General features: G+C 67.5%; 21 protein-coding genes. 15 read left to right on the top strand and 6 right to left on the bottom strand.

What is annotated here, in order from left to right; all coding sequences use genetic code 11:
- Positions 1–4 precede the first annotated feature (4 nt).
- Together LuPra_RS30725 and LuPra_RS30720 are read left to right on the top strand one after the other, a co-directional pair.
- On the top strand, positions 5–1,819 hold the full coding sequence (locus tag LuPra_RS30725) for a hypothetical protein (RefSeq protein ID WP_110174313.1): 1,815 nt from the start codon (positions 5–7) through the stop codon (positions 1,817–1,819).
- Positions 1,820–2,006: 187 nt separating this feature from the next.
- A complete protein-coding gene (locus tag LuPra_RS30720; protein ID WP_110174312.1) occupies positions 2,007–3,641 on the top strand; it encodes a vanadium-dependent haloperoxidase in 1,635 nt (544 codons plus the stop codon).
- Positions 3,642–3,740: 99 nt separating this feature from the next.
- Here LuPra_RS30720 and LuPra_RS30715 read toward each other — a convergent pair whose 3' ends face one another.
- From LuPra_RS30715 to LuPra_RS30700, 4 genes are all read right to left on the bottom strand, one after another.
- Positions 3,741–4,418, bottom strand: a complete 678-nt coding sequence (locus LuPra_RS30715) for a hypothetical protein (RefSeq protein WP_110174311.1) — start codon at positions 4,416–4,418, stop codon at positions 3,741–3,743.
- 239 nt (positions 4,419–4,657) lie between these two features.
- Positions 4,658–7,609, bottom strand: coding sequence for a UPF0182 family membrane protein (locus LuPra_RS30710; protein WP_110174310.1), 2,952 nt, complete (start codon positions 7,607–7,609; stop codon positions 4,658–4,660).
- 12 nt (positions 7,610–7,621) lie between these two features.
- A complete protein-coding gene (locus tag LuPra_RS30705) occupies positions 7,622–8,182 on the bottom strand; it encodes a GNAT family N-acetyltransferase (protein WP_157899886.1) in 561 nt (186 codons plus the stop codon).
- A 50-nt stretch (positions 8,183–8,232) separates the two neighbouring features.
- Positions 8,233–9,144 (bottom strand): sugar phosphate isomerase/epimerase family protein, encoded by a 912-nt coding sequence (locus LuPra_RS30700; protein ID WP_110174308.1) that lies wholly within the window; start codon positions 9,142–9,144, stop codon positions 8,233–8,235.
- A 591-nt stretch (positions 9,145–9,735) separates the two neighbouring features.
- On the opposite strand from LuPra_RS30700, the gene LuPra_RS30695 reads away from it, so the two are divergent.
- The 3 genes from LuPra_RS30695 to LuPra_RS30685 all read left to right on the top strand — a co-directional run bounded on the left by LuPra_RS30695 (position 9,736) and on the right by LuPra_RS30685 (position 12,369).
- Positions 9,736–10,314 carry a hypothetical protein gene (locus tag LuPra_RS30695; RefSeq protein ID WP_157899885.1) on the top strand — a complete coding sequence of 193 codons (579 nt, stop codon included), beginning with the start codon at positions 9,736–9,738 and terminating at the stop codon, positions 10,312–10,314.
- A gap of 280 nt (positions 10,315–10,594) precedes the next feature.
- The gene (locus LuPra_RS30690; protein WP_110174306.1) at positions 10,595–10,819 is read left to right on the top strand and encodes a hypothetical protein; all 225 of its coding nucleotides are present in this window, start codon (positions 10,595–10,597) and stop codon (positions 10,817–10,819) included.
- A 50-nt stretch (positions 10,820–10,869) separates the two neighbouring features.
- Positions 10,870–12,369, top strand: coding sequence for a hypothetical protein (locus LuPra_RS30685; protein ID WP_110174305.1), 1,500 nt, complete (start codon positions 10,870–10,872; stop codon positions 12,367–12,369).
- Here LuPra_RS30685 and LuPra_RS30680 read toward each other — a convergent pair.
- Positions 12,356–12,874, bottom strand: a complete 519-nt coding sequence (locus LuPra_RS30680) for a hypothetical protein (protein WP_110174304.1) — start codon at positions 12,872–12,874, stop codon at positions 12,356–12,358. The two genes, LuPra_RS30685 and LuPra_RS30680, sit on opposite strands and share 14 nt — an antisense overlap.
- 83 nt (positions 12,875–12,957) lie before the next feature.
- Here LuPra_RS30680 and LuPra_RS30675 point away from each other — a divergent pair, with 83 nt between their 5' ends.
- The 7 genes from LuPra_RS30675 (at position 12,958) to LuPra_RS30645 (ending at position 17,517) form a co-directional block, all read left to right on the top strand.
- The gene (locus tag LuPra_RS30675) at positions 12,958–14,763 is read left to right on the top strand and encodes a DEAD/DEAH box helicase (RefSeq protein ID WP_110174303.1); all 1,806 of its coding nucleotides are present in this window, start codon (positions 12,958–12,960) and stop codon (positions 14,761–14,763) included.
- Positions 14,764–15,289: 526 nt separating this feature from the next.
- Positions 15,290–15,490, top strand: coding sequence for a type II toxin-antitoxin system VapB family antitoxin (locus LuPra_RS30670; protein WP_110174302.1), 201 nt, complete (start codon positions 15,290–15,292; stop codon positions 15,488–15,490).
- Positions 15,487–15,837, top strand: a complete 351-nt coding sequence (locus LuPra_RS30665) for a type II toxin-antitoxin system VapC family toxin (protein WP_110174301.1) — start codon at positions 15,487–15,489, stop codon at positions 15,835–15,837. The genes LuPra_RS30670 and LuPra_RS30665 overlap by 4 nt, the downstream gene beginning before the upstream one ends.
- Before the next feature lie 307 nt (positions 15,838–16,144).
- Entirely contained in the window at positions 16,145–16,444 is a 300-nt protein-coding gene (locus LuPra_RS30660; RefSeq protein WP_234800631.1) for a type II toxin-antitoxin system Phd/YefM family antitoxin, read from the top strand.
- Positions 16,441–16,836, top strand: coding sequence for a PIN domain-containing protein (locus tag LuPra_RS30655; protein ID WP_110174300.1), 396 nt, complete (start codon positions 16,441–16,443; stop codon positions 16,834–16,836). Before LuPra_RS30660 ends, LuPra_RS30655 begins: the two co-directional genes overlap by 4 nt.
- A 164-nt stretch (positions 16,837–17,000) precedes the next feature.
- Complete coding sequence (locus tag LuPra_RS30650; RefSeq protein ID WP_234800630.1) at positions 17,001–17,267, top strand: type II toxin-antitoxin system HicA family toxin; 267 nt, start codon at positions 17,001–17,003, stop codon at positions 17,265–17,267.
- A gap of 1 nt (position 17,268) precedes the next feature.
- Positions 17,269–17,517, top strand: a complete 249-nt coding sequence (locus LuPra_RS30645; RefSeq protein WP_110174299.1) for a type II toxin-antitoxin system HicB family antitoxin — start codon at positions 17,269–17,271, stop codon at positions 17,515–17,517.
- A 63-nt stretch (positions 17,518–17,580) separates the two neighbouring features.
- On the opposite strand, the gene LuPra_RS30640 is transcribed toward LuPra_RS30645, so the two are convergent.
- Entirely contained in the window at positions 17,581–17,784 is a 204-nt protein-coding gene (locus LuPra_RS30640) for a hypothetical protein (protein WP_110174298.1), read from the bottom strand.
- 181 nt (positions 17,785–17,965) lie between these two features.
- Here LuPra_RS30640 and LuPra_RS30635 point away from each other — a divergent pair, with 181 nt between their 5' ends.
- From LuPra_RS30635 to LuPra_RS30625, 3 genes are all read left to right on the top strand, one after another.
- Positions 17,966–18,328 (top strand): HNH endonuclease family protein, encoded by a 363-nt coding sequence (locus LuPra_RS30635; RefSeq protein WP_110174297.1) that lies wholly within the window; start codon positions 17,966–17,968, stop codon positions 18,326–18,328.
- 263 nt (positions 18,329–18,591) lie between these two features.
- Entirely contained in the window at positions 18,592–18,864 is a 273-nt protein-coding gene (locus LuPra_RS30630) for a type II toxin-antitoxin system Phd/YefM family antitoxin (protein WP_110174296.1), read from the top strand.
- Positions 18,861–19,289 (top strand): type II toxin-antitoxin system VapC family toxin, encoded by a 429-nt coding sequence (locus tag LuPra_RS30625; protein ID WP_110174295.1) that lies wholly within the window; start codon positions 18,861–18,863, stop codon positions 19,287–19,289. Before LuPra_RS30630 ends, LuPra_RS30625 begins: the two co-directional genes overlap by 4 nt.
- Positions 19,290–19,297: the final 8 nt, after the last annotated feature.

Raw genomic sequence — 19,297 nt, 5'->3', positions numbered from 1 at the left:
TCGCGTGCAGGTGCCGACCATACGATCCAGGGGTTCCAGGCTGCGCGAATGGCTGGGCGCCGGCCTGCTGTTCGCCGCGTTGACATTCATAGTGCTGTGGCCGCAGCCGGCGCGCTGGCTGACGCACGGCCACGCGCATCAGGACTCGCTGTTCAACATGTGGCGGCTGTCGTGGATTGCCGAGGCGCTCACGACGCAACCGTCGCGACTGTTCGATCCGCCGATTCTCCACCCGGCTACGCGAGTGCTCGCGTTCTCGGACGCAGTCCTGCTGCAGGGGCTCCTTGCGACGCCGCTGCTCGCTGCCGGAGCGCCGATCCTGCCGGTCAGCAACGCGATCCTCCTGCTCGGCCCGTGGCTGTCTGCCCTGGCGATGTACCTGCTCGTGCGCGATCTCCTCGCGGGACGGGCGGGGGCAGGGTTGTCGGGAAGCGGGGGTCGGGAAGCGGGACGCGTCGAGGCGGAGGGCCAGCGACCAGACTCGGAAATCGCCGCCCACCCGCAGGGCACCCCGCACCCGGTACCCGTTACCCGGCACCCGTTACCCGTTCCCGGTCCCTACTGGCCCGCGTTGATCGCAGGGACGATCTTCGCCCTGCTGCCGTATCGCGTCGAGCACATGATGCACCTGGAGTTGCAGTGGTCGCAGTGGATGCCGCTGGCGTGCTGGGCGCTGCACCGCACCGTGCAGCGGGGACGCGTACGCGACGGCGTGCTCACGGCCGTGTTCGTGCTCGCGCAGTTCCTCAGCTGCATCTATTACGGCGTGTTCCTGGTGATGACGCTGGCGCTCGTGGCGCCATTGCTGCTGTTGGCTCGCGAGCGGGCGACACTCGTGGGTATCGCTCGCGCACTGGTCGTCGGTGCCGTCGTCTGCGGGCCGCCGTTGCTGATGTACGCGGCTCCGTACCGGGCCAACCAGCAGGTCCTCGGTGGTCGCACCGCCCACGATATCCAGCGGTGGAGCGCGACGCCGGGCAGCTTCGTGTCTGCCCCCGCCGACAGCCGGCTGTACGGCTGGACGGCAGACAACGGCGGACCCGAGGGGCGCCTGTGGTCTGGCGTCGTCGCCCTGTTGTTGGGCGCGATCGGGCTGTGGACCACGCGGCGCGTGGCCGCGACGTGGATGTACGGCGCGATGCTGGTGCTCTCGATCCTGTTCGCCCTGGGCTCGAACACGCCGGTGTACCGACTCGCGATGGTGGTCGTGCCCCCGCTGCAGGGCCTGCGAGCGCCGGCGCGGTTCGGCATGATGGTCGCATTGGCCTTGTCGGTGCTGGCCGGTATCGGTGCCGCATGGGTGCTCGCGCGGATGCCGCGCGGCTGGCGCCAGCACGCCATCGGCGCGGCGATGCTCGCGATGCTGGCCTGCGAGTATGCGTCCGACGTGAGGTCGCTGCACCCGTGGATACAGCGGGTGCCCATCTACGCCGCGTGGCTGCGCATGCAGCCGCCTGGCGCGGTCGTGGACCTGCCGATCGCCCGGGCCAACACGCTGCCCCTCTTCGAGGCCGAGTGGGCGTTCTACGGGCGCACGCACAAGCACCCGATGGTCAACGGCTATAGCGGCTATTTCCCGCGGCGCTACCTCAATGTGCTCGGTGCGATGATGCGGTTCCCCCGCGGCGACAGCCTGGCCGCGCTCCGCCAGCAGGACGTGCGTTACGTCGTGGTGCACGAGGATCGTTATGAGCCCGTGGACTTCCTGGATTTCGACGCTCGCCTGCGCCGGACCCCTGGGTTGACTCTCGTCGGCCGGATTCCGGACCCTGACTATCCGGCGACCGTTTTCCTGCTGGACCCTGAACCCAGCCGGTAGGGCTGATCCCGAGAATGCCTCGCCACCGAGGGTAGGGCCCGCTCTCCGACTTGTCCGCCGTAGCCTTGGCGGAGGTGGAGCGCGGCCCAGACACCCTCGGGCGGAGCTCTGAAGGCGCCATCGCTTCGAACCGATAGGATCGTCGGGTCTTTCGAGTTCCCGAATTCCAATTACTCTGTGATCCGCAATGACCCGTCGCGACTGGCTTCGCCGACTCGCTGCCGCGGGTGCTGCTGGCGTCGTGCCCGGCAGCGACCTGCCGCCGACGCTGACGACCGCGATGGGCGACCGCGCGGCGTGGCTGCGTGAGGCATTGCCGACGTCGCCGGCCGAACCGCGCCGGCTGCGCGCCTACGACCTGCGCGTGAAGGCGGCCTTTGCGGCCGCGAGCGCGAACATCCCTCGGCGCGACGGCGCGACCGACGAGACGCGTGTGCCGGCCTACCTTGCGATGTTCACCAAGGGGCTTCCGCACGACGCCTTCGGCCTCGTCGATCCCGAGGCCTACCGCCTCCTCGCCCGTGCCGCCGCGGGCGCGCGCGAAGCGCGCTTCGAGGACGTGCCGCTCGGGGGCACCAGGCGGCTCGTCTCGCCGCAGGCAGCGTTTGCCTTCGCCCTCGACGGGCTCGATGCCGCGATGCTGGAAGCGCCTCCGCCTCCGGCGTGGGAGTCGGCCGCATACGCCACCGAAGCGATCGAGACCTACTGGATGGCGCTCCTGCGCGACGTGCCGTTCGGTGCGTACGGCGACGACCCGCTTGTGGCGCGCGCGGTCAGCGATCTCTCGCGGTCGGGCCGCAACGTGACGCCGCGGACCCTGTTCGGCCGACGCCCGACGCCCGACGCCCCACGCCGGACTCCCGACTCCCGACTCCCGGGTCCCGTGGTATCCCAGTTCCTTCTGCGTGCCGTCCCGATGGGTGCGCAGCTGCTGTCGCCCCGCGTTCCCGCGCAGGCACCGGGCGAGTCATTCCTGGCGACGTGGGACGAGTGGCTCGCCTCCCAGAACGGGCACCTGCCATCCCGGGAGGCGACATACGCGGGCCGACGCTTCATCTGTTGCGGCCGCGACCTCGCGACATGGACGCGCACGGATTACCCCGGGCAGGCCGGTGTCCAGGCTGCTCTCCTGCTCGAGGCGATGCGTGCACCGGTGACACCGCAGCATCCGTACGTGCGCTCTCGCAACCAGGCCGGATACGTCACGTTCGGCTTGCCGTTCATTGTCGACCTCGCCTCGCGCGTCGCCATGCATGCATTGCGCGCGTCGTGGTTCCAGAAATGGGTGCTGCACCGCAGGCTGCGCCCCGAGGAACTGGGCGGGCGTCTCGAGGCCGGGGCCGCCGGCGCGCCGATCGTGGCGTGGCCGGACACCCGGTTCGTCCAGTCCGACGCCTTTGCCGAGATGCGGCGCCGCACCGGCACCTGCCTGCTGCCCATGGCGTGGCCCGAGGGCGCGCCGCTGCACCCGGCCTATCCCTCGGCACACGCGGCCACGGCCGGGGCGATGGTCACCGTGCTCAAGGCGTACTACGCCGAGGAATGGGTGATGCCCGATGTCGTCGAGCCCAGCCTCGACGGCAGCGACGTGCGACCGATTGACGCAAGCCTCACGGTGGGAGACGAACTCGACAAGCTTGCGTGGAACCTCGCGATCGGCCGCGCGTTCGCCGGCGTGCAATGGCGCAGCGACGCCGAGGCCGGCCTGAGCCTCGGCGAAACCGTCGCGGTCGCGCTGCTGCGCGAGCTTCGCGAACTCCTGCCCGAACCTCACGGTGCGTTCACGCTCCGCGCGTTCGACGGCAACACCATAGAGATATAGAGACCCGTAATGCCGGAAATGCCGCGATGCCGCAATGCCGGGAAAGTCGCAAGACGCATGCCCTCGACATTCCAGCACTCCAGCCTTCCGGCATTTCAATCAAAAGAAGTAATGCAGCAGCGCAGAGAGTCGTGCGCCGCCGGGCGTCGGCACGTCGCCGAAGTCGAAGTCCTCGAACCCGGGATCGGTCGAGAGACTGAGTTCGGCACTCACCTTGAGCCGCGGGACGCCCTGGAAGCCGAACTCGACGCCGCCGACGCCTGCCGGCCGCAGGTCGGTGTCCGAGAAGTCGCCGATGTCTGTCCGCATCAGGCGCAGCCCCCCACCGGCATACGGCCGCACGTTCACGGCAGCATTCCCGAAATCCCCGATGGCGACGATGAACGTCGGCTCGAAGCGCATGAACTGCACGTCGCCGCGGCGGAAGTCGTCCTCGCCGCCGAAGCCCAGATGCGCCTGGACCCCGAAGCGCTCGGTGGCCCAGTACCGGAAACTGGGACCGAGTTCGAACTCGGACAGCCCACCCACGGCGCCGAGCCCCACCGATTCGATGTTCGGACCTGCGTTTGGCCTGCGTCGTGACGCCTGCGTCGCTGCGACTGCATGCCCGGTCGCCGTGCTCGAAGGTTCCCACGCCCTGGCCAGCACGTCGCGCAGGAACGAGGGAGCGGCCGCGGCGGCTGGAGCAGGTGAGACCGGCTCATCGGCATGGGCACTCGCGGGCGCGACGAAGGCGCAGGCCGCCAGCACGGCGGTCGTGGGAATGATACGCAGCATGTAAGACCTCCCGGCTCGTGATCAGCAGACGAGTAAGAATCCGTGCACCACAGCACGATGTCACCGGAGGGTTGCAAGGGGCGCACCAACGCTTCGGGTTCGAAAACCACCGCAATCACAAAATGCCGGAATGCTGAATGCTGGAATGTCGAGGGCCAGCGGATCTCGACATTTCGGCATTCGCGGCATTTCCGGCATTGCGAGCGTCTTGACGCCTTGGCGCCCTGGCGCCTACGTCCCTAGCGAGGCGGAGTTGGGGGGGGCGACGATGGCCTGGCTGGCCGTGGCGCCTGCGTCGGCGCTGGTGTGGGCGCTTGCCGCTGGTCAGCCATGCGCAGGTCCGACAGCGTGCGGCCAAGCAGTCGAATCTGCTCGCCGTAGGCCGCCCAGTCGCCGGCACGCTGCGCGGTCATGGCGGCACGATAGTAGCTTTCCGCCTGCTGTACGAGCGATCGCATGTCGGGCGCCTGTCCCGGCGTGTTGATCGCCGGCTGCGGCGCCGCCGCCTGGCGCGTTCCCGAAGATCCACCCGGGGAGGTCGGGCTCGCCCCGTCAGTCGTGACGTCTGCGCTGCCCGGTGCAGACCCCGCCCCGCCCAGCGGAGCGGCTGGCGCCGTCGTCCGCGTCTCCTCCAACGGCCTCGACACCGGGGGCGCCGAGCCATCTGCGGGGAAGATGAGGTCGAGAGCGGCCGCCAGCGTCTCGGCCATGACGATCCGATCCTGATGCGCAACGATGACGCGGTTCAGTTCGGGAATCTGCCCCCCTGACGCACGCAGGTAGAGCGGCCGGATGTAGATCAGCGATTCCTCGATCGGGATCACCAGCAGCGTGCCCTGGATCACCTCGGAGCCCTGCTGGTTCCAGAGCGTGATCTGCGGCGCGATGACCTGGTCCTGGTTGATCCGCGCCACTACCTGCCGCGGTCCGAAGACCACCTTCTGCTTCGGGAACTGGAACACGGCCAGCTTGCCGTAGTGCTCGCGATCGCTGCGGGCGATCATCCACGCCGCGAGGTTGTCCTTCTGTCGTGGCGTGAAGGGCAGCATCTGGATGAACTCCGCGCCGGTCTCGCCAGGCAACTTCATGATCGTGTAGTACGGCTCCATCCGCACCGGCTGGTCGCCGATCTCGATCGAGGGCACTTCCCACTGATCTTCCTTGTTGTAGAACACCGCCGGGCCCTGCATGTGGTAGGTCGCGAACATGCTCGCCTGGACCGCGAAGATGTCCTGCGGATACCGCAGCCGCTGCCGCAGCGACGCCGGCATGTCGTCGAGTGGCCGCAGCAGCCCGGGGAAGATGCGGCCGTAGGTCTGCGCAATCGGGTCGGTCGGATCGACGAGGTAGAAGTTCGTCGTGCCGTGATAGGCGTCGATGACGACCTTGATCGAGTTGCGAATGTAGTTGATCGAGCCGTTGGTGAACGACGAGTTCGTGCCGCTGGCGACGGTGCCCGAGTAGGGGTAACGGTTGCTGGTGGTGTACGCGTCCTGAATCCAGTAGAGACGCCCGTCGGCGATCGCCATGTACGGGTCCTGGTCGTAGGTCAGGAACGGGGCGATCTTGCGGACGCGCTCGCTGATCCGCCGGTAGTAGATGACCTTGCTGTCGGGCCGAAGGTCGTCGGACAGGAGCGCCTTGCCGGACCCGAAGCGGATGGCGAAGAGCAGCTTGCGCCAGAACGACCCGATGGACACGCCACCACTGCCCTGGTACTCGGCAAAGACGTTGTCGTCACCCGACGGGTAATGGAACTCCTTGGTGTTGGTCTTGACGAACACGTGGTCGTTGGAGAGTTCGCCGAAGTAGATCGACGGCTCGGTGACCTTGAGGTCGACGGTCGATTCGGGCGGCAGGTTCTTGATGAAAAGAATCGGCAACCCCTCCGGCGTCACCTCGTTCACGGGGCCCAGCGTCAGCCCGTAGCCGTGCGTGAACGTCAACTGCTCGTTGATCCACGTCCGGTTCGGCAGGCTCTCGGAGTTGAGCTCGCGCGCCGACAACATGATCTGCCGGTAGCGTCCGTTGATCGTGTAACGGTCGTTGTCGACCGACACGAAGTCGTAGTAGGTCCGGATCTCCTGGATCTGCGAGAAGGTGTCGAGCAGGGGCTGGTGATCCCACAGCGGCACGTTGTCGATCGTGTCCGCGTTCCTCTCGAGGTCACGGCGGGTCAGCGTGGCGTCACCCGACAACTGGCGCTCCTCGACCGCATCGAGCCCGAAGGCGGCCCTCGTGGCCGAGATGTTGTACTGGATGAACGGTGTTTCGCGCACCTGCTCGTTTGGTGCGACGTAGACGCGCTGGATCGCCGTGGCGTAGACCGTCCCACCGAGCGAGACGAGCACGTAGCCGCCAATCGCGAGCGTGATTGGCCACAGCCGCACGCTGAACGCCTGGACCACGGCCAGCAATGCGCCGAGTACGCCGACGCTCGCCAGCACGCGCAGCGCCGGGATGCGCGCGTGCACGTCGGTGTACGACGGGCCGGTGATGATGCCCGAGGGCTCGAACAACTGCTGCGGAATCTCGAGCCAGTCGCCCAGCGCCAGCGACAGCAGCAGCAGTCCCACGAGGATCGACAGGTGCCGGCGAGTGCTCTCGGTGATGAACACGCCGCGCCCTATCCGCAGGCCGAGGTTTCCGGCCAGGGCGTAGGCTGCCGCCGTGCCCACCACGGAGAGCAGCGCAATCGCGGCGAACAGGTGCTGGGCCAGCGACAGGAATGGCCACTGGAACAGGTAGAAGGACACGTCGTACCCGAGCACGGGGTCGACCTGCCCGAACGGCACGGCCTGCGTGTAGGCGAGATAGCTGCTCCAGCCCGACGAGGCATAGCCGGCAAGCAGCAATGCCATCAACCCGGACACCATCCAGACCACCGGACGCAGCCGCCGCGGCTGCAACGAGATCGTCCGCGGTCCTTCGGGCGTGACGACGACGATGTTGCGGAGGGGGACGGCGCTGAGGGCGACAAACAGGTTGAAGGCGATGAAGGCGCCGGCCAGCACGAACACCGCGCTGCCCATCGCCGACCGCGCGGTGAGCGATTTCAGGAAGACCGGCCGGTAGCCGACCTCGCCGAACCACAGCCAATCGGTATAGAACTCGGCAAACGACGGCACCGCCATCAGGAGGAACACGCCGAGAGCGATGAGCGGTGCGCGCGGGATCTTTCGGAGCGCCATGTCGGGACCGCCCTATTGTAGGGCGAGTGCTTCGCAGGCCTCTCGCGTCAGCCGCCAGACGTCGTGCACGAGACCCGAATGGAGCACACAACCGGCCCGCGACATGCCGATCCGCCGGGCAACGCCGATGGAGGGGACGTTCTCCGGGCGAATCAGCGCGATCACTTCCGAGACCGCGAGGTGTCGCAAGGCCAGCGTGACGCAGGCCTGCGCCGCCTCTGTCGCATAGCCTCGTCCCCACGCCGCACGCGTGAAGTGGTATCCCAGTTCGAGATGCGCCCGGCCGGCGAAGGTCCGGACCTGCAGGCCGCAGTCGCCGAGAAACGCGGTGGTGCCGTCGCGGTCTTGCAGGACGGCGAGCAGCCCCGTGCCGTGCCGACGATAGCGGTCGATGGTACGGCGGAGCCACTGCTCGGACTCGGCCTTCGTCATCACGCGCGGGAAGTACCGCATCACGACCGGGTCGGCCAGCATCGCCGCCAGCGGGGAGAGATGGGAGAGGTCGAGCTCGACGAGTCGCAGCCTGGGTGTGCGGAGTGGCAGCAGCTCGTGCAGGCGGAGGGGTAACTGCATCGAAGGTAGGGCCCGCTCTCCGAGCGGGCCGTGCCCGGACATGCCGAGGGTCAGCTCTTGGGGCCGCCCGCGAGCGACTTGAGGTAGGCGAGTCCAGCCGGAACGTTCTTGTCCGGCTCGGGCGACTCCTCTTCGATGATGTGCCACTGCACGGCAGTCGAGCGCGCCGCCTCGACCACTCCCTTGACGGGCACCTCGCCGGAACCAAGGGCGACGCTCGAGTCATCGGGCGCGTGGCCGGTGTTGTCCTTCTTGGTGCCGGGCTTCATGTCCTTCAGGTGGGTCAGCACGAAACGGTCCGGATGTGCCTTGAGGAGCGCCACCGGATCGGCGCCGCCGTGATACGCCCAGAAGATGTCGAGCTCGAACTTCACGGTTTTGGGGTCGGTCTGTGTCAGGACCTTGTCGAACAGCGTGCCCTTGGCCGCACCGGGGGCGAACTCGTATCCGTGCGCGTGATAGAAGAACTGCAGCCCGGCGGCCGCGGCGTTCTTGCCCGCGGCGTTGAACGCCTTGATGGCTGCGTCGGCATCGGCCTCGTCGAAGGTCCCCTCATGCGGGAACCAGGCACAGCCGATGTACTTCACCCCGTAGAACTTCGCATCGTCGAGCAGCTTGCCGGAGTCGGCAGGGCTCGCGAGCAGCTTGATGTCGACGTGCGTCGAGATCGCGGTGAGGCCGGCCTTTTCGAGTTCCGCCTTGAACTGTTCGCGGGTCAGACCATAGGTACCGGCCAACTCGACGTGCGTGAACCCCATCGCCTTGACCTTGGCAAGCGTCGCGGGCACGCCGGTAGTCTTGAAGCTCTCCCGGAAGCTGTAGAGCTGTAGTGCAATCGGGTTCTTGTACAAGGGGGCTTGCGCGAGGCGAGCGGCTGACACGGGTATCTCTGGGGTGACGGCGCCGAGACCCACAAGTGCGGATGCCACGGCCGCGGCGAGCAGGCATTGACTGAATCGCATGGACGCTCCTTGGTGACGATCACCGGGAGTATAGCGATTCTGCGAACCGGGGACCGGGAATCGGGACGGTAATCGGGAACCGGTAATCGGGAACCGGGAGCCCGGAATCGCGAATCGCGAGTTGGACGCTGGAAGTCGAGATTGGACTCGCCAGCAGTAATTCGGTTGGCGAACGTGGCGCTTGGACGTCACGCCTGGGCAGCGCTTGCGACGACGCGAGCGATCGAAAACGGGATCGCCCTCACTCACACGATGAACTGCAGCACGCGGGTCCATTGCGCGCCGCACGAGCGTTGGGACATGCAGTGCCGCTGCGACCAGATCAACCGACGCGTCTTGCGGTGCATGACGCGACCAATGTCGCAGAGCGTGACCACAGACACTTCCACTCGCTCACAGCCGCACCGAGACGTTCGTACGACTCGCGCATGCGCATCCCGATAGGGTTTCTTCGCGAGATTGTCCTCACCACTTGAAATTTTTGCGGGTATGCTCGTGCGCGATCCTGTAGATGTCCTTGCGTCATGCCGATACGGCCTTGCAAGGACCCAATGAACCCGCGCGTGCGGGCACTTGTGCATGGGAGGCACGATGAACGACGTGAACGAGACCATCGACGCTGGCAGCACGCCGGCCACTGAAGCGACGCCGGCTGCCGAGACCCTTGCGGCCTCGGCGGTCGCGAAGGTCGCCCGCAAGGCCGCCGCGAAGAGGGTGGTGAAGAAGGCGGTCCGCAGGGCGGCCGTGAAGAAGGCGGTCGTGAAGCGGGCCATCCGCAAGGCGGTCGTGAAGAAAGCCGTCCGCAAGGCGGCCGTGAAGAAGGCCGTCCGCAAGGCGGCCGTGAAGCGGGCCGTCCGCAAGGCGGTCGTGAAGCGGGCTGTCCGCAAGGCGGTCGTGAAGAAGGCCGTTCGCCGCGCCGTCGTGAGGAAGGCCGTCGCGAGGAAGGCCGTCGGCAAGGCGGCCGCGAAGAAGGCCGTGCGCAAGGCGGTCGTGAAGAAGGCCGTCCGACGGGCCGTCGTGAGGAAGGCCGTCGCGAGGAAGGTCGTCCGTGACGCCGTGGCCCGCGAGCTCCTCAAGGCGGTGGTGGTCGAGGCCGCGAAGAGAGCCGTCGTGAGGAAGGTAGTCGCGAGGAAGGTAGTGGCGGCTCGCAGGGGCACGAAGCGCCGCTAGGCCTGACGGCCTGGCTGTGTCATAGGTCGCCACATGACAGGCGCAGCCCTTGGCTGCGCCTGTTCTGCATGGCACGCTTCGACTCGTACATCCGGAGTGGCGCGGTAACGCGCCCGGCAACCCCGGCAACACGCCAGGGTGCCCCGATGCCAGGGACGTCGACCCCATGAGGGCACGTCGCAGTCCGGCATCGATGTGGCGACAGCAGGTGCTGTCGCAAGCGCGTGTTCCATGCCTTCGGCATGGCGGCGGCTCCGGTCAGAGTTCTCGAGGAGTCGTCATGTGTCTTGATCCCCGCCCCGATCGCCTGATCCGCGCCACCCGTCCGAGTCGTCGCCTGTCGGCGCGCGCGTCCGCATTCCACGCGCCCGTCCTCGCCCACGTCGCGCAGGTCTCCATCCCGACTCCTGTCGTGCGGGCGCCCGCTCTGTGGGCCCTCGACGCCCTGGCCGGCGACGACGAACTCGTCGCCCGGGGCTGGGTCGTTCTCAGTCGCGAGAACTGACGAGTAAGGTTCACCTTGCCGGAACCGCCGACGTGGCTCACGCTTCTGGCGTGCGTACGCTATCCCGACGATGGCTCATCGTCGCCGCGATCGGCCTGAGCCTGACGCTCCAGCTCTCCGCGGGCTTCTACGACGAGCCGACGCTCGTGTGGCTGGGCCTGTCGCTGATTGCCGCCATCCTTGGGCTGACAGGTGTCCGCTGGCCGTGGGGTACGGATGCGGATCGTGATGACGAACCGTTCCGGCTGCTGTTGACGGTCGGGGTGCTCGTGAGCACCACCGCGCTGGTCAGCAAGCCACTGGCGCTTTACATGCCGGACCCGAGGCCGTCGGCGCATCCGGACCTGCTCGTGGCTGTAACCGTGGCGTGCCTCGTGGCGATCAGCGTTCGTCCCGCGCATGGCGCAATGGCCCGCCGCCTGGCGGCGATCGTGATCCTCGCGGTCGGGCTGTGGCTCGGTGCCTGGACCGTGCGCGAATCCCCGAAACCCCACATCGACGTCATCCCGGTGCATGTCGAGGCGTTTGCCGCACTGTCGCGCGGCAAAAGCCCTTACGTCATCACCTTCGATGACATCTACAGGCCCGACGAGGCGTTCTACACGCCGAGCATGCGCAGGGGAGGGAAGGTGCTGTTCGGTTTCCCCTATCCGCCACTCAGCCTGCTGCTCGCCTGGCCCGGCTACGCGCTCCTCGGCGACCTGCGATACAGCGAGGTCCTGGCGATCGTCGTCGCCGCGGGATTGATCGTCTGGATGTCCGATGGCCTGGGACTGCTCTGCGCCGCCGCCCTGCTCCTGGCGCCCCGTCTCGTCTTTCACCTCGAACAAGGGTGGACCGAGCCGTTCCCGATCATGTTGCTGGCGATCACCGTCGCCACCGCACTGCGCCGGCCCGACCGCGCGTGGCTACCGTTGGGGCTGCTGATCGCATCGAAGCAGCACATGGCGCTCGGGCTCCTGTTTGCGCCGATGCTCATGCCATCGTCGGAATCGGGACTCGGGAGTCGGGAGTCGGGAGTCGCCGGGAAGGGGCCGGAGAGCACGGATCAGGACACGGAAGTCGGGAGTCGGGAATCGGGAATCGCCGAGAAAGTCTCGCCGAAGAGGTATCGCGACACGCGAGTTGCGCGTTGGGTCGAGGTCGCCAGGTTCGTGCTGAAGGCCGTCGCGGTGGGGGCCGTCGTCACCGTGCCGTTTGCGCTGCTCGACCTCGATGCCTTCTGGCGATCGGCGGTCCTGCTGCAGCTGCGTGAACCCTTCCGACTCGATTCGCTCAGCTTCACGCGCGAACTCCTGCAGTTCGGCATCTCTGTAAACAAGCAGATGGCCATGGCGTTGTCGCTGACGGCGGGACTGGCCGGCATCGGCCTCGCCTGGTGGCGTGCGCCGCGCACGCCAGCCGGCTTCGCGGCATCCCTGGGCGTGACATGCTTCCTCCTCGCCGCGTTCGGCAAGAAGGCCTTCCTCAACTACTACTTCCTCGTCCTGGCGTTCCTGCTCGTCGCCGTCGCCGCATCGTCCAGTCGCCCCGCCCCTAAGCGATCCTGAGCGCCTCGAACGCGTCGGGACCGAGCCGCCCCCAATAATTCGCGTAGAGGTCCTCGGCCTGTTCGCGCTGGATGTGCGGCAACCCTTCGAGAATCGTCGTGCGGTGCGGCTCTGGCACGTCGGACCCGCCGACGACGATGACGCCGAAAAGGGGGTCGGCATCGTGGGCACGATCGGTGGTCCTGGCCCTGGCGAGCACGCGGAGAGCCTCGATCACCCTGGACACCTGGTGCCGCTTCGGATCGGCGGCGGTCCCGGTGGCGAGGGGCGTCGAACGAGCATCCTCGAGGGCAAGTAACAACGTATCGGTCTCCACGACGCACGGCATCGTCACCACGCCATCGACCAGCGGGACCTCGCGAACGACCGGGCCCGCCGTGATCGTGCCAGGCGTACGAAGGGCGCCCCAGTGCACCTCCTCGAGCTGCTCGAACATACGGCGCAGCCACCCGCCCTGTGGATCAGCCGCGATCAATGCCTGCACGGTGTCGGTCAACGGAGCCATGACGCCGAGGGTGACAGCCTCCCGGCGCACTCGTCAAACACCGGGCGTCGGCCCCACTTCTCTCGAACTGCTACGATCTTCTCGTGAGTACCGATCCCTCCTCCGAAGCCCCCACCGGCTTCTCCTCCCTCGGGTTGTCCGATGCCCTCGTCTCTGCCGTGTCCGCGCTCGGCTACGAGGAGCCCACCCCCATCCAGCGCGAAGCGATTCCGGTGCTGCTCGACGGCAAGGACGTCCTCGGCATGGCTGGCACGGGCACCGGCAAGACCGCCGCCTTCGCCCTGCCGATGATTGAACTGCTGTCGCGCAAGGGCGCCAAGAGCCTCGCCCCTCGCGGTCTCGTGCTGGTGCCGACGCGCGAACTGGCCATGCAGGTCGCCGAGGCACTGCACAAGTACGCCCGCGGTACGGACCTCGCGGTGGCTCCGCTCTACGGCGGCGCACCGATGGACGTGCAGATCCGCGCCCTGCGCCGCGGCGTGTCGATCGTCGTCGCCACGCCTGGACGGGCGCTCGATCACCTCCGCCGTCACACACTCGATCTGCGCGCGCTGCGGATCGTGGTGCTGGACGAGGCCGACGAGATGATCGACATGGGTTTTGCCGAGGACATCGAGAGCATCCTGGCCAATGCCCCGGACGAGCGACAGACGGCGCTCTTTGCGGCGACGATGGCGCCACGGCTGGAGTCCATCGCGTCCACGCACCTGACCGATCCGGTGCGGGTGGCGATCGCCAAGGAGAAGCGTGCGGCGGGCAAGCTGCCACGCATCCGCCAGGTGGCCTACCTGGTGCCGCGCCAGCAGAAGACCGCGGCGCTCGGGCGCGTGCTGGACGTCGAGACGCCCTCGTCGGCGATCGTGTTCTGCCGGACGCGCACCGAGGTCGACGAGCTCACGGACACGCTCGCAGCCCACGGCTACGGCGCCAAGGCGCTGCATGGCGGCATGGAGCAGAAGGCGCGCGATCGCGTGATGCAGATGTTCCGCACCGGGCAGGCGGACGTGCTCGTCGCCACCGATGTCGCGGCGCGTGGACTCGACATCGAGCACGTCTCCCACGTCGTCAACTACGACCTGCCGATGACGCCCGAGGTGTACGTGCACCGCATCGGCCGCACCGGCCGCGCCGGTCGCGAGGGCATGGCCATCTCCCTGGTCGATCCGCGACAGCATCGCCAACTGCGGTCGATCGAGGGAGCCGTCCGGTCGAAGATCGAGATCCTCCCGATCCCGACCGAAGCGGACCTGCAGGCACGTCGGCTGGATACGACGCTTGCCGCCGTCCGCGCGCAGATCGTCGAAGGCGGCCTCGAGCAGGCCCGTGCCGTTGTCGATCGTCTCGCGCAGGAGTTCGACGTGCTCGACGTCGCCGCGGCGGCGATCCGCCTGCTGCACGACGATCCGGCTGGCACCACGACAACGAAGGGGAAGGCCAAGGGTGGGTCGAAGCGCGAGGCCGGAGAGGCGGCGGCAGGACCGTCCCTCGACGAAGCCATGGCCGCCGCCGAGCGTCGGCCGGCGTACTCCGAACGCCCTGCCCGCGGCCGGGATGATGAGGAACGACCCCGTCGCGCTCGTGAGGGCAAGGAAGGTCCGCCGAGTCGTCCGTCGCGCGCCGGCGGGCCACGGGGCGCCGGTGGTGCCCGCGCCGTGCTGCACATCAATATCGGCAAGGCAGCGGGTGTGCGGCCGGCCGATCTCGTCGGCGCGATCGCGGGCGAGGCCGACGTCGACAGCGGCGTCATCGGCGCCATCCGCATCGGCGAGGAGTCGTCGCTCGTGGACGTCCCCGAGGCACTCGCCACGCGGATCATGATTTCGTTGCGCAACGCCAAGGTGCGCGGCCGCCGCGTCATGGTGCGCAAGGACCGCGGCGACCGCGAGTAGGCCTCCGTCCAGGTAGCCACTCCGTCGAGCGTCCGGCCAGGGCGTTGGTTGCCGGATGGCGTCTGGACGCCCGGACACGTTGAGTCCGAAGACATTTGGCGCGTGCCTCAGCTTCGGCGCCCGGTCGGTGTGGTGGCCTCTCCGCGGCCTGCGCGCCGGCGTGCCGCCGCCTCGATCCTCATGTCGCCGTGTGTTCGCCGTCAGGCCCCGACGCGTCAAGCCTCAAGCCTCAAGCCTCAAGCGTCAAGCGTCAAGCGTTAGGCATGAGGCATGAGGCATGAGGCATGCCTTTTTGCCACCCCCATCCCCCTCCGCCGCGGCAGTTCCTGCCACATCGGCGATCCGCGACGCCAGGTTCCCTGCGCCAGTCCACGGTGTTCAAACGGCGCGGTTCGTGCCTCGTTGACGCTGACGATGCAGTTGACGGTCTGCTCGGCGTTCGGCATCCAGCGTTCTGCGTTCGTCCCGATTGGACCGCCCTCGTTCCCGCTCGACGAGAGGCACGAAATGAGCCATACTCATATGCATGAGGACGACCATGATCCTGGACGACACGTTGCTGGAGGAGGCCCGCCGGCTCACGGGGGTCACGGAGAAGACGGCGCTGGTGCACGAGGGCTTGCGGGCCCTCATCGCCCGCGAGCATTCATCGCGGTTACGTCGCCTCGCGGGGTCGGACCCGGAGGCCTCGGTGGCCGATCGGTCGCGACGCCGTCCGAAGCCATGACGCTCGTCGACACGTCGGTGTGGATCGACCACTTGCGCCGCGGCGACGCCGAACTCGCGGCGCTGCTCGAGGAAGGCATGGTGCTCGTCCACCCGTTCGTGATCGGCGAGATCGCGTGCGGCACCCTGCGCCAGCGCGAGGTAGTGCTGGGGCATCTGCGGCACCTGCCGGAGGCGCCCCTCGCCACCGAGACTGAGGTCCACCACCTTCTCGAGGGCCATCGTCTCGGCGGCCGGGGGCTGGGGTGGGTCGACCTGCATCTGCTCGCGTCGGCGCGGCTCGCGGCGGTCCCGTTGATCACGCGGGACCGCGCGCTGCGCGACGTCGCCCAGGCCGTGCTCGCCTGACCCGGTCTCGACTGCCGCACGCCGTCCACGGCCGCACCGGCGACTGTCGCGTCGACCTGAGTTTCGCGTAGCCGTCGGATCTGAGTTGCGCGAGCTGTCGATCTGAGTTTTGCGTAGCCGTCGACCAGAGTTTCGCGTAGCCGTCGACCTTCCACCTTCGCCAAGGCTACGGCGGACAAGTCAGGTCGACGGGCACGAGACGGTCGGTAGCTGTCTCCGGGGCGCCGTAGCCGTCGAGCTTGCTCGACGGTCAGTGATCTGTCCGGAGATTGAGGTGGCGTTGATCCGGTAGCTCCCGGAAGCTACCATGGAGGACATGCGAGCCGTGGGGCTGAAAGTGCTGAAAAACAAGCTGAGCGAATACGTACGGCTGGCCGCCAACGGCGAGCGGATTCTCGTGACCGACCGCGACCGCGTGGTCGCCGAGTTGATCGCGCCGGAGTCGCATCGGAGCGAGTACGTGCATGACGCGCTGCTGGCCGAGGCCGTCCGTGCCGGTATCGTCACGCCACCGGTCTCGCGCTCCGCGGAGCCACCGCCGCGGAAACCGTTGATGACAACCGAGGAGTTGCTGCGCCAGCTGGACGAGTCCCGGGCGGACCGTTGATCTACGTCGACACGTCGGTGCTGCTGGCTCACCTGCTCGACGAGCAGCGACAGCCTCCCGCGTCACTGTGGAGCGAATCCCTCGTCACCAGCCGCCTCACACACTTCGAGACGTGGGTGAACCTCCATGCGCGCGGCCTTGGAACCAGTCACGCCGAGGCCGCCCGTGAGGTCCTCGCACGTCTGGGCGTTGTCGAAATGCACCCTCTCGCGACGCAGCGGGCCCTCGAGCCCTTTCCACTCGTCGTCCGCACGCTCGACGCGCTGCACCTGAGTGCAATCGAGTATCTACGGAGCCAGCGCCAGCAGGTCGCGTTGGCGACCTACGACATGCGCCTCGCGAGCGCAGCCCAGGCGCTCGACATTTCGCTCGCGTTCTCGCCGGACGAGTAGGGGGGCGCGGCGCGAAGGCGCAGCTCATGTGTCTAGCCGCACCGGCAGCGCAGTTTCTGCGACGCCGATTTGAGGCCGGCGCGTCCTTTTGTGTACGCACCGCGCCTCGGCCTCGGGCAATCGAGCCGATCGAGATGCTCGGCCTCGGGAACGGGCTGTGCAGCGTGCGACGCCACGTGGGCCGCATCCGCCGAACGTGGGAACGAGTGATCAACGGCGAGGCGGACGCGAATCTCGACTTCGATGACGTGATTACCCTGCTGATGGCATTGGGGTTCCGTCAGCGCGTCCGCGGGAGCCACCATGCCCTGATGAGACCGAAACTGGATCGCCCACTGACGCTACAACGGGCCGGCAACAAGGCCAAACCCTACCAGGTGCGGCAGGTTCGTGCGGTCATCCTCGCGTACAATCTCGATCTCGAGGTCTGACATGCACAGGTACGAACTGATCGTCTTCTGGAGTGCTGAAGACGCTGTTTTCGTCGTCCGAGTGCCTGAACTTCTAGGGTGCATGGCGCACGGAAGCACGCCGGTCGAGGCCGTCGAGTCGGCGCAGACGGCCATCGACCTTTGGCTCGAGGCAGCCCGCGCCGCAGGGATGGCCATCCCGCCCGCAGCCGGACGCCCGAACGTGGACTTTCCCGAGTTGACCGCCGGAAGTCCGGCAACACGCAGCTGACGCGCAGGGTCCTCAGCTTCTCCCGGTCAGACGGCCGACACGATGGCTGCTGTGGCTGCGCTACTACTGCACGAGATAGGCCATCACCGATGCCGCGAGCGCGGTGACGTACGGGGCCGGCCAGCCAATCGTGGCACCGGCGATCCAGACCACGAAACCGGTGCACAACCCGACCCACGCGCTCAACGGGCCTCCGATCGCCGTGAACAGCCCGAAGCACGCGACCACGAACACGCCCGCGCTGTCGAACACCGAGGCTGTCTCCACGACAGCAACTCCACCGCCAGCCTCGATCCGACGACCGGCACGGTCCAGGCCTCGAGCAACTCGTACCACGGCACCGATCCGTTGCCCAGCAGGGCCAAGCGCTCAGATGGCACCTGCTGCCACGCCAACTGCAGTCGATGCTTCTATTGCGACCGTCGCGTAGCTGATGTGACCAACGGACATGTCGATCACTTCATCCCCCTGGTCGCGTTACCCGGATGACAGCCTCGACAACTTCGTGTTCGCCGACGAGCGATGTAACTCAGACAAGAGCGCGTCCTTGGCAGCCGCCGTTCATCTTGAGCGGTGGTCGCGACGACTCCGCTCCGGCCTGCCGGAGTTCGAGGCCATGCAGGACCTGGCATTCCTGGCCCGCTGGGAACGGAATGCCGGGCGCAGTCTCAGTGTGGCGAGGGGCATCTACCTTCGCCTTCCGGGCGACGCTCGACTTTGGTTGCAGGCCAGGGAATACAACAATCCAGAGCGGGTGACCATCGGCTGGGCGCTCATGGTCGAACCGCAAGTGAAGTGGCAATCGATGTGAAGGTCATGGCCTGCTGATCAGCGCTCGGGCCGCCGTGGCAAGTCGAATCGGCGACGGTCCGAGGGCATGAATCGCGTGAGCTGGTCTAGGCGACTTCGCTCGTAGCGCTTGGAGCGGACCTCGAGGGTCGCACGCTGTCGACGCTGTCGATGGCCCTAAGAGGGAACGGGTTCTTGGTCGGTGTCGTGGCGATGTGACTACATGCGACTAGACTGGTAGTCACGTCAAATGCGAGGCGAATCGGTCGCGCCAGAGGAGTGACCATGGAGAAGGTGGGAATCCGGGACTTGAAGGCGAGACTGAGTCTGCACTTGCAACGCGTGCGCGAGGGCATGACCCTTGTGGTGACTGACCGCGGACGCGAGGTGGCGACGATTTCACCCGTGAACGCCAGGGCCGACATGGACTGGGCCTGGAAGATGGTGCGGGAAGGGCGGGCGCACTGGAATGGCGGGAAGCCAGCCGGCAGTCGCTCGCGAGTTCGGCTCGAGGGCGGCGCGAGGGTGTCGGACGCCGTGATCGAGGATCGCGGATGACGCGCTATCTCGGCACGAGCAGCCTGCTGAAGCTGTACGTGGACGAGCCAGGCAGCGTGGAGGTGCTCGATCGCGTGGAGTCTGCCGACGTCGTCGCGACGCTGACGCTGACGTACACGGAGGTGAGGGCCGCACTTGCGCGTCGTCGTCGCGAGCGTCTGCTGTCGCCCCGCGGTCTCGCTGGAGGCAGGCGACTGCTCGACACAGAGTGGCCCGCCTTCATCCACCTCGACGTCACGCCCGCACTGTGCGCTGGGGCAGGCGACCTTGCAGAGCGATACCGTCTGCGCGCCTACGACAGCCTCCATCTGGCCGCCTACGAGATTGCCCTCGGCGCCGGCGTCGACCAGACGTTCTTCTCGAGCGCGGACCTCGCGCTCTGCCGCGCCGCGAAGGCACTCGCCAAGGCCCTCTCTCGACCGTAGCGCCGGCT

This window comes from Luteitalea pratensis (genome assembly GCF_001618865.1).
Taxonomy (GTDB): Bacteria; Acidobacteriota; Vicinamibacteria; order Vicinamibacterales; family Vicinamibacteraceae; genus Luteitalea; species Luteitalea pratensis.
Note: the sequence above shows the minus strand (reverse complement) of the source record. Positions and strands in the feature narration are given on the sequence as shown.

Coding starts and splice junctions, on each gene's coding strand:
- LuPra_RS30720 (WP_110174312.1), top strand. CDS start 2,007: ATGACCCGTCGCGACTGGCTTCGCCGACTCGCTGCCGCGGGTGCTGCT.
- LuPra_RS30690 (WP_110174306.1), top strand. CDS start 10,595: ATGTGTCTTGATCCCCGCCCCGATCGCCTGATCCGCGCCACCCGTCCG.
- LuPra_RS30705 (WP_157899886.1), bottom strand. CDS start 8,182: ATGCAGTTACCCCTCCGCCTGCACGAGCTGCTGCCACTCCGCACACCC.
- LuPra_RS30670 (WP_110174302.1), top strand. CDS start 15,290: ATGAGGACGACCATGATCCTGGACGACACGTTGCTGGAGGAGGCCCGC.
- LuPra_RS30680 (WP_110174304.1), bottom strand. CDS start 12,874: ATGGCTCCGTTGACCGACACCGTGCAGGCATTGATCGCGGCTGATCCA.
- LuPra_RS30710 (WP_110174310.1), bottom strand. CDS start 7,609: ATGGCGCTCCGAAAGATCCCGCGCGCACCGCTCATCGCTCTCGGCGTG.
- LuPra_RS30630 (WP_110174296.1), top strand. CDS start 18,592: ATGGAGAAGGTGGGAATCCGGGACTTGAAGGCGAGACTGAGTCTGCAC.
- LuPra_RS30635 (WP_110174297.1), top strand. CDS start 17,966: ATGTCGATCACTTCATCCCCCTGGTCGCGTTACCCGGATGACAGCCTC.
- LuPra_RS30625 (WP_110174295.1), top strand. CDS start 18,861: ATGACGCGCTATCTCGGCACGAGCAGCCTGCTGAAGCTGTACGTGGAC.
- LuPra_RS30660 (WP_234800631.1), top strand. CDS start 16,145: ATGGAGGACATGCGAGCCGTGGGGCTGAAAGTGCTGAAAAACAAGCTG.
- LuPra_RS30700 (WP_110174308.1), bottom strand. CDS start 9,144: ATGCGATTCAGTCAATGCCTGCTCGCCGCGGCCGTGGCATCCGCACTT.
- LuPra_RS30695 (WP_157899885.1), top strand. CDS start 9,736: ATGAACGACGTGAACGAGACCATCGACGCTGGCAGCACGCCGGCCACT.
- LuPra_RS30645 (WP_110174299.1), top strand. CDS start 17,269: ATGCACAGGTACGAACTGATCGTCTTCTGGAGTGCTGAAGACGCTGTT.
- LuPra_RS30665 (WP_110174301.1), top strand. CDS start 15,487: ATGACGCTCGTCGACACGTCGGTGTGGATCGACCACTTGCGCCGCGGC.
- LuPra_RS30715 (WP_110174311.1), bottom strand. CDS start 4,418: ATGCTGCGTATCATTCCCACGACCGCCGTGCTGGCGGCCTGCGCCTTC.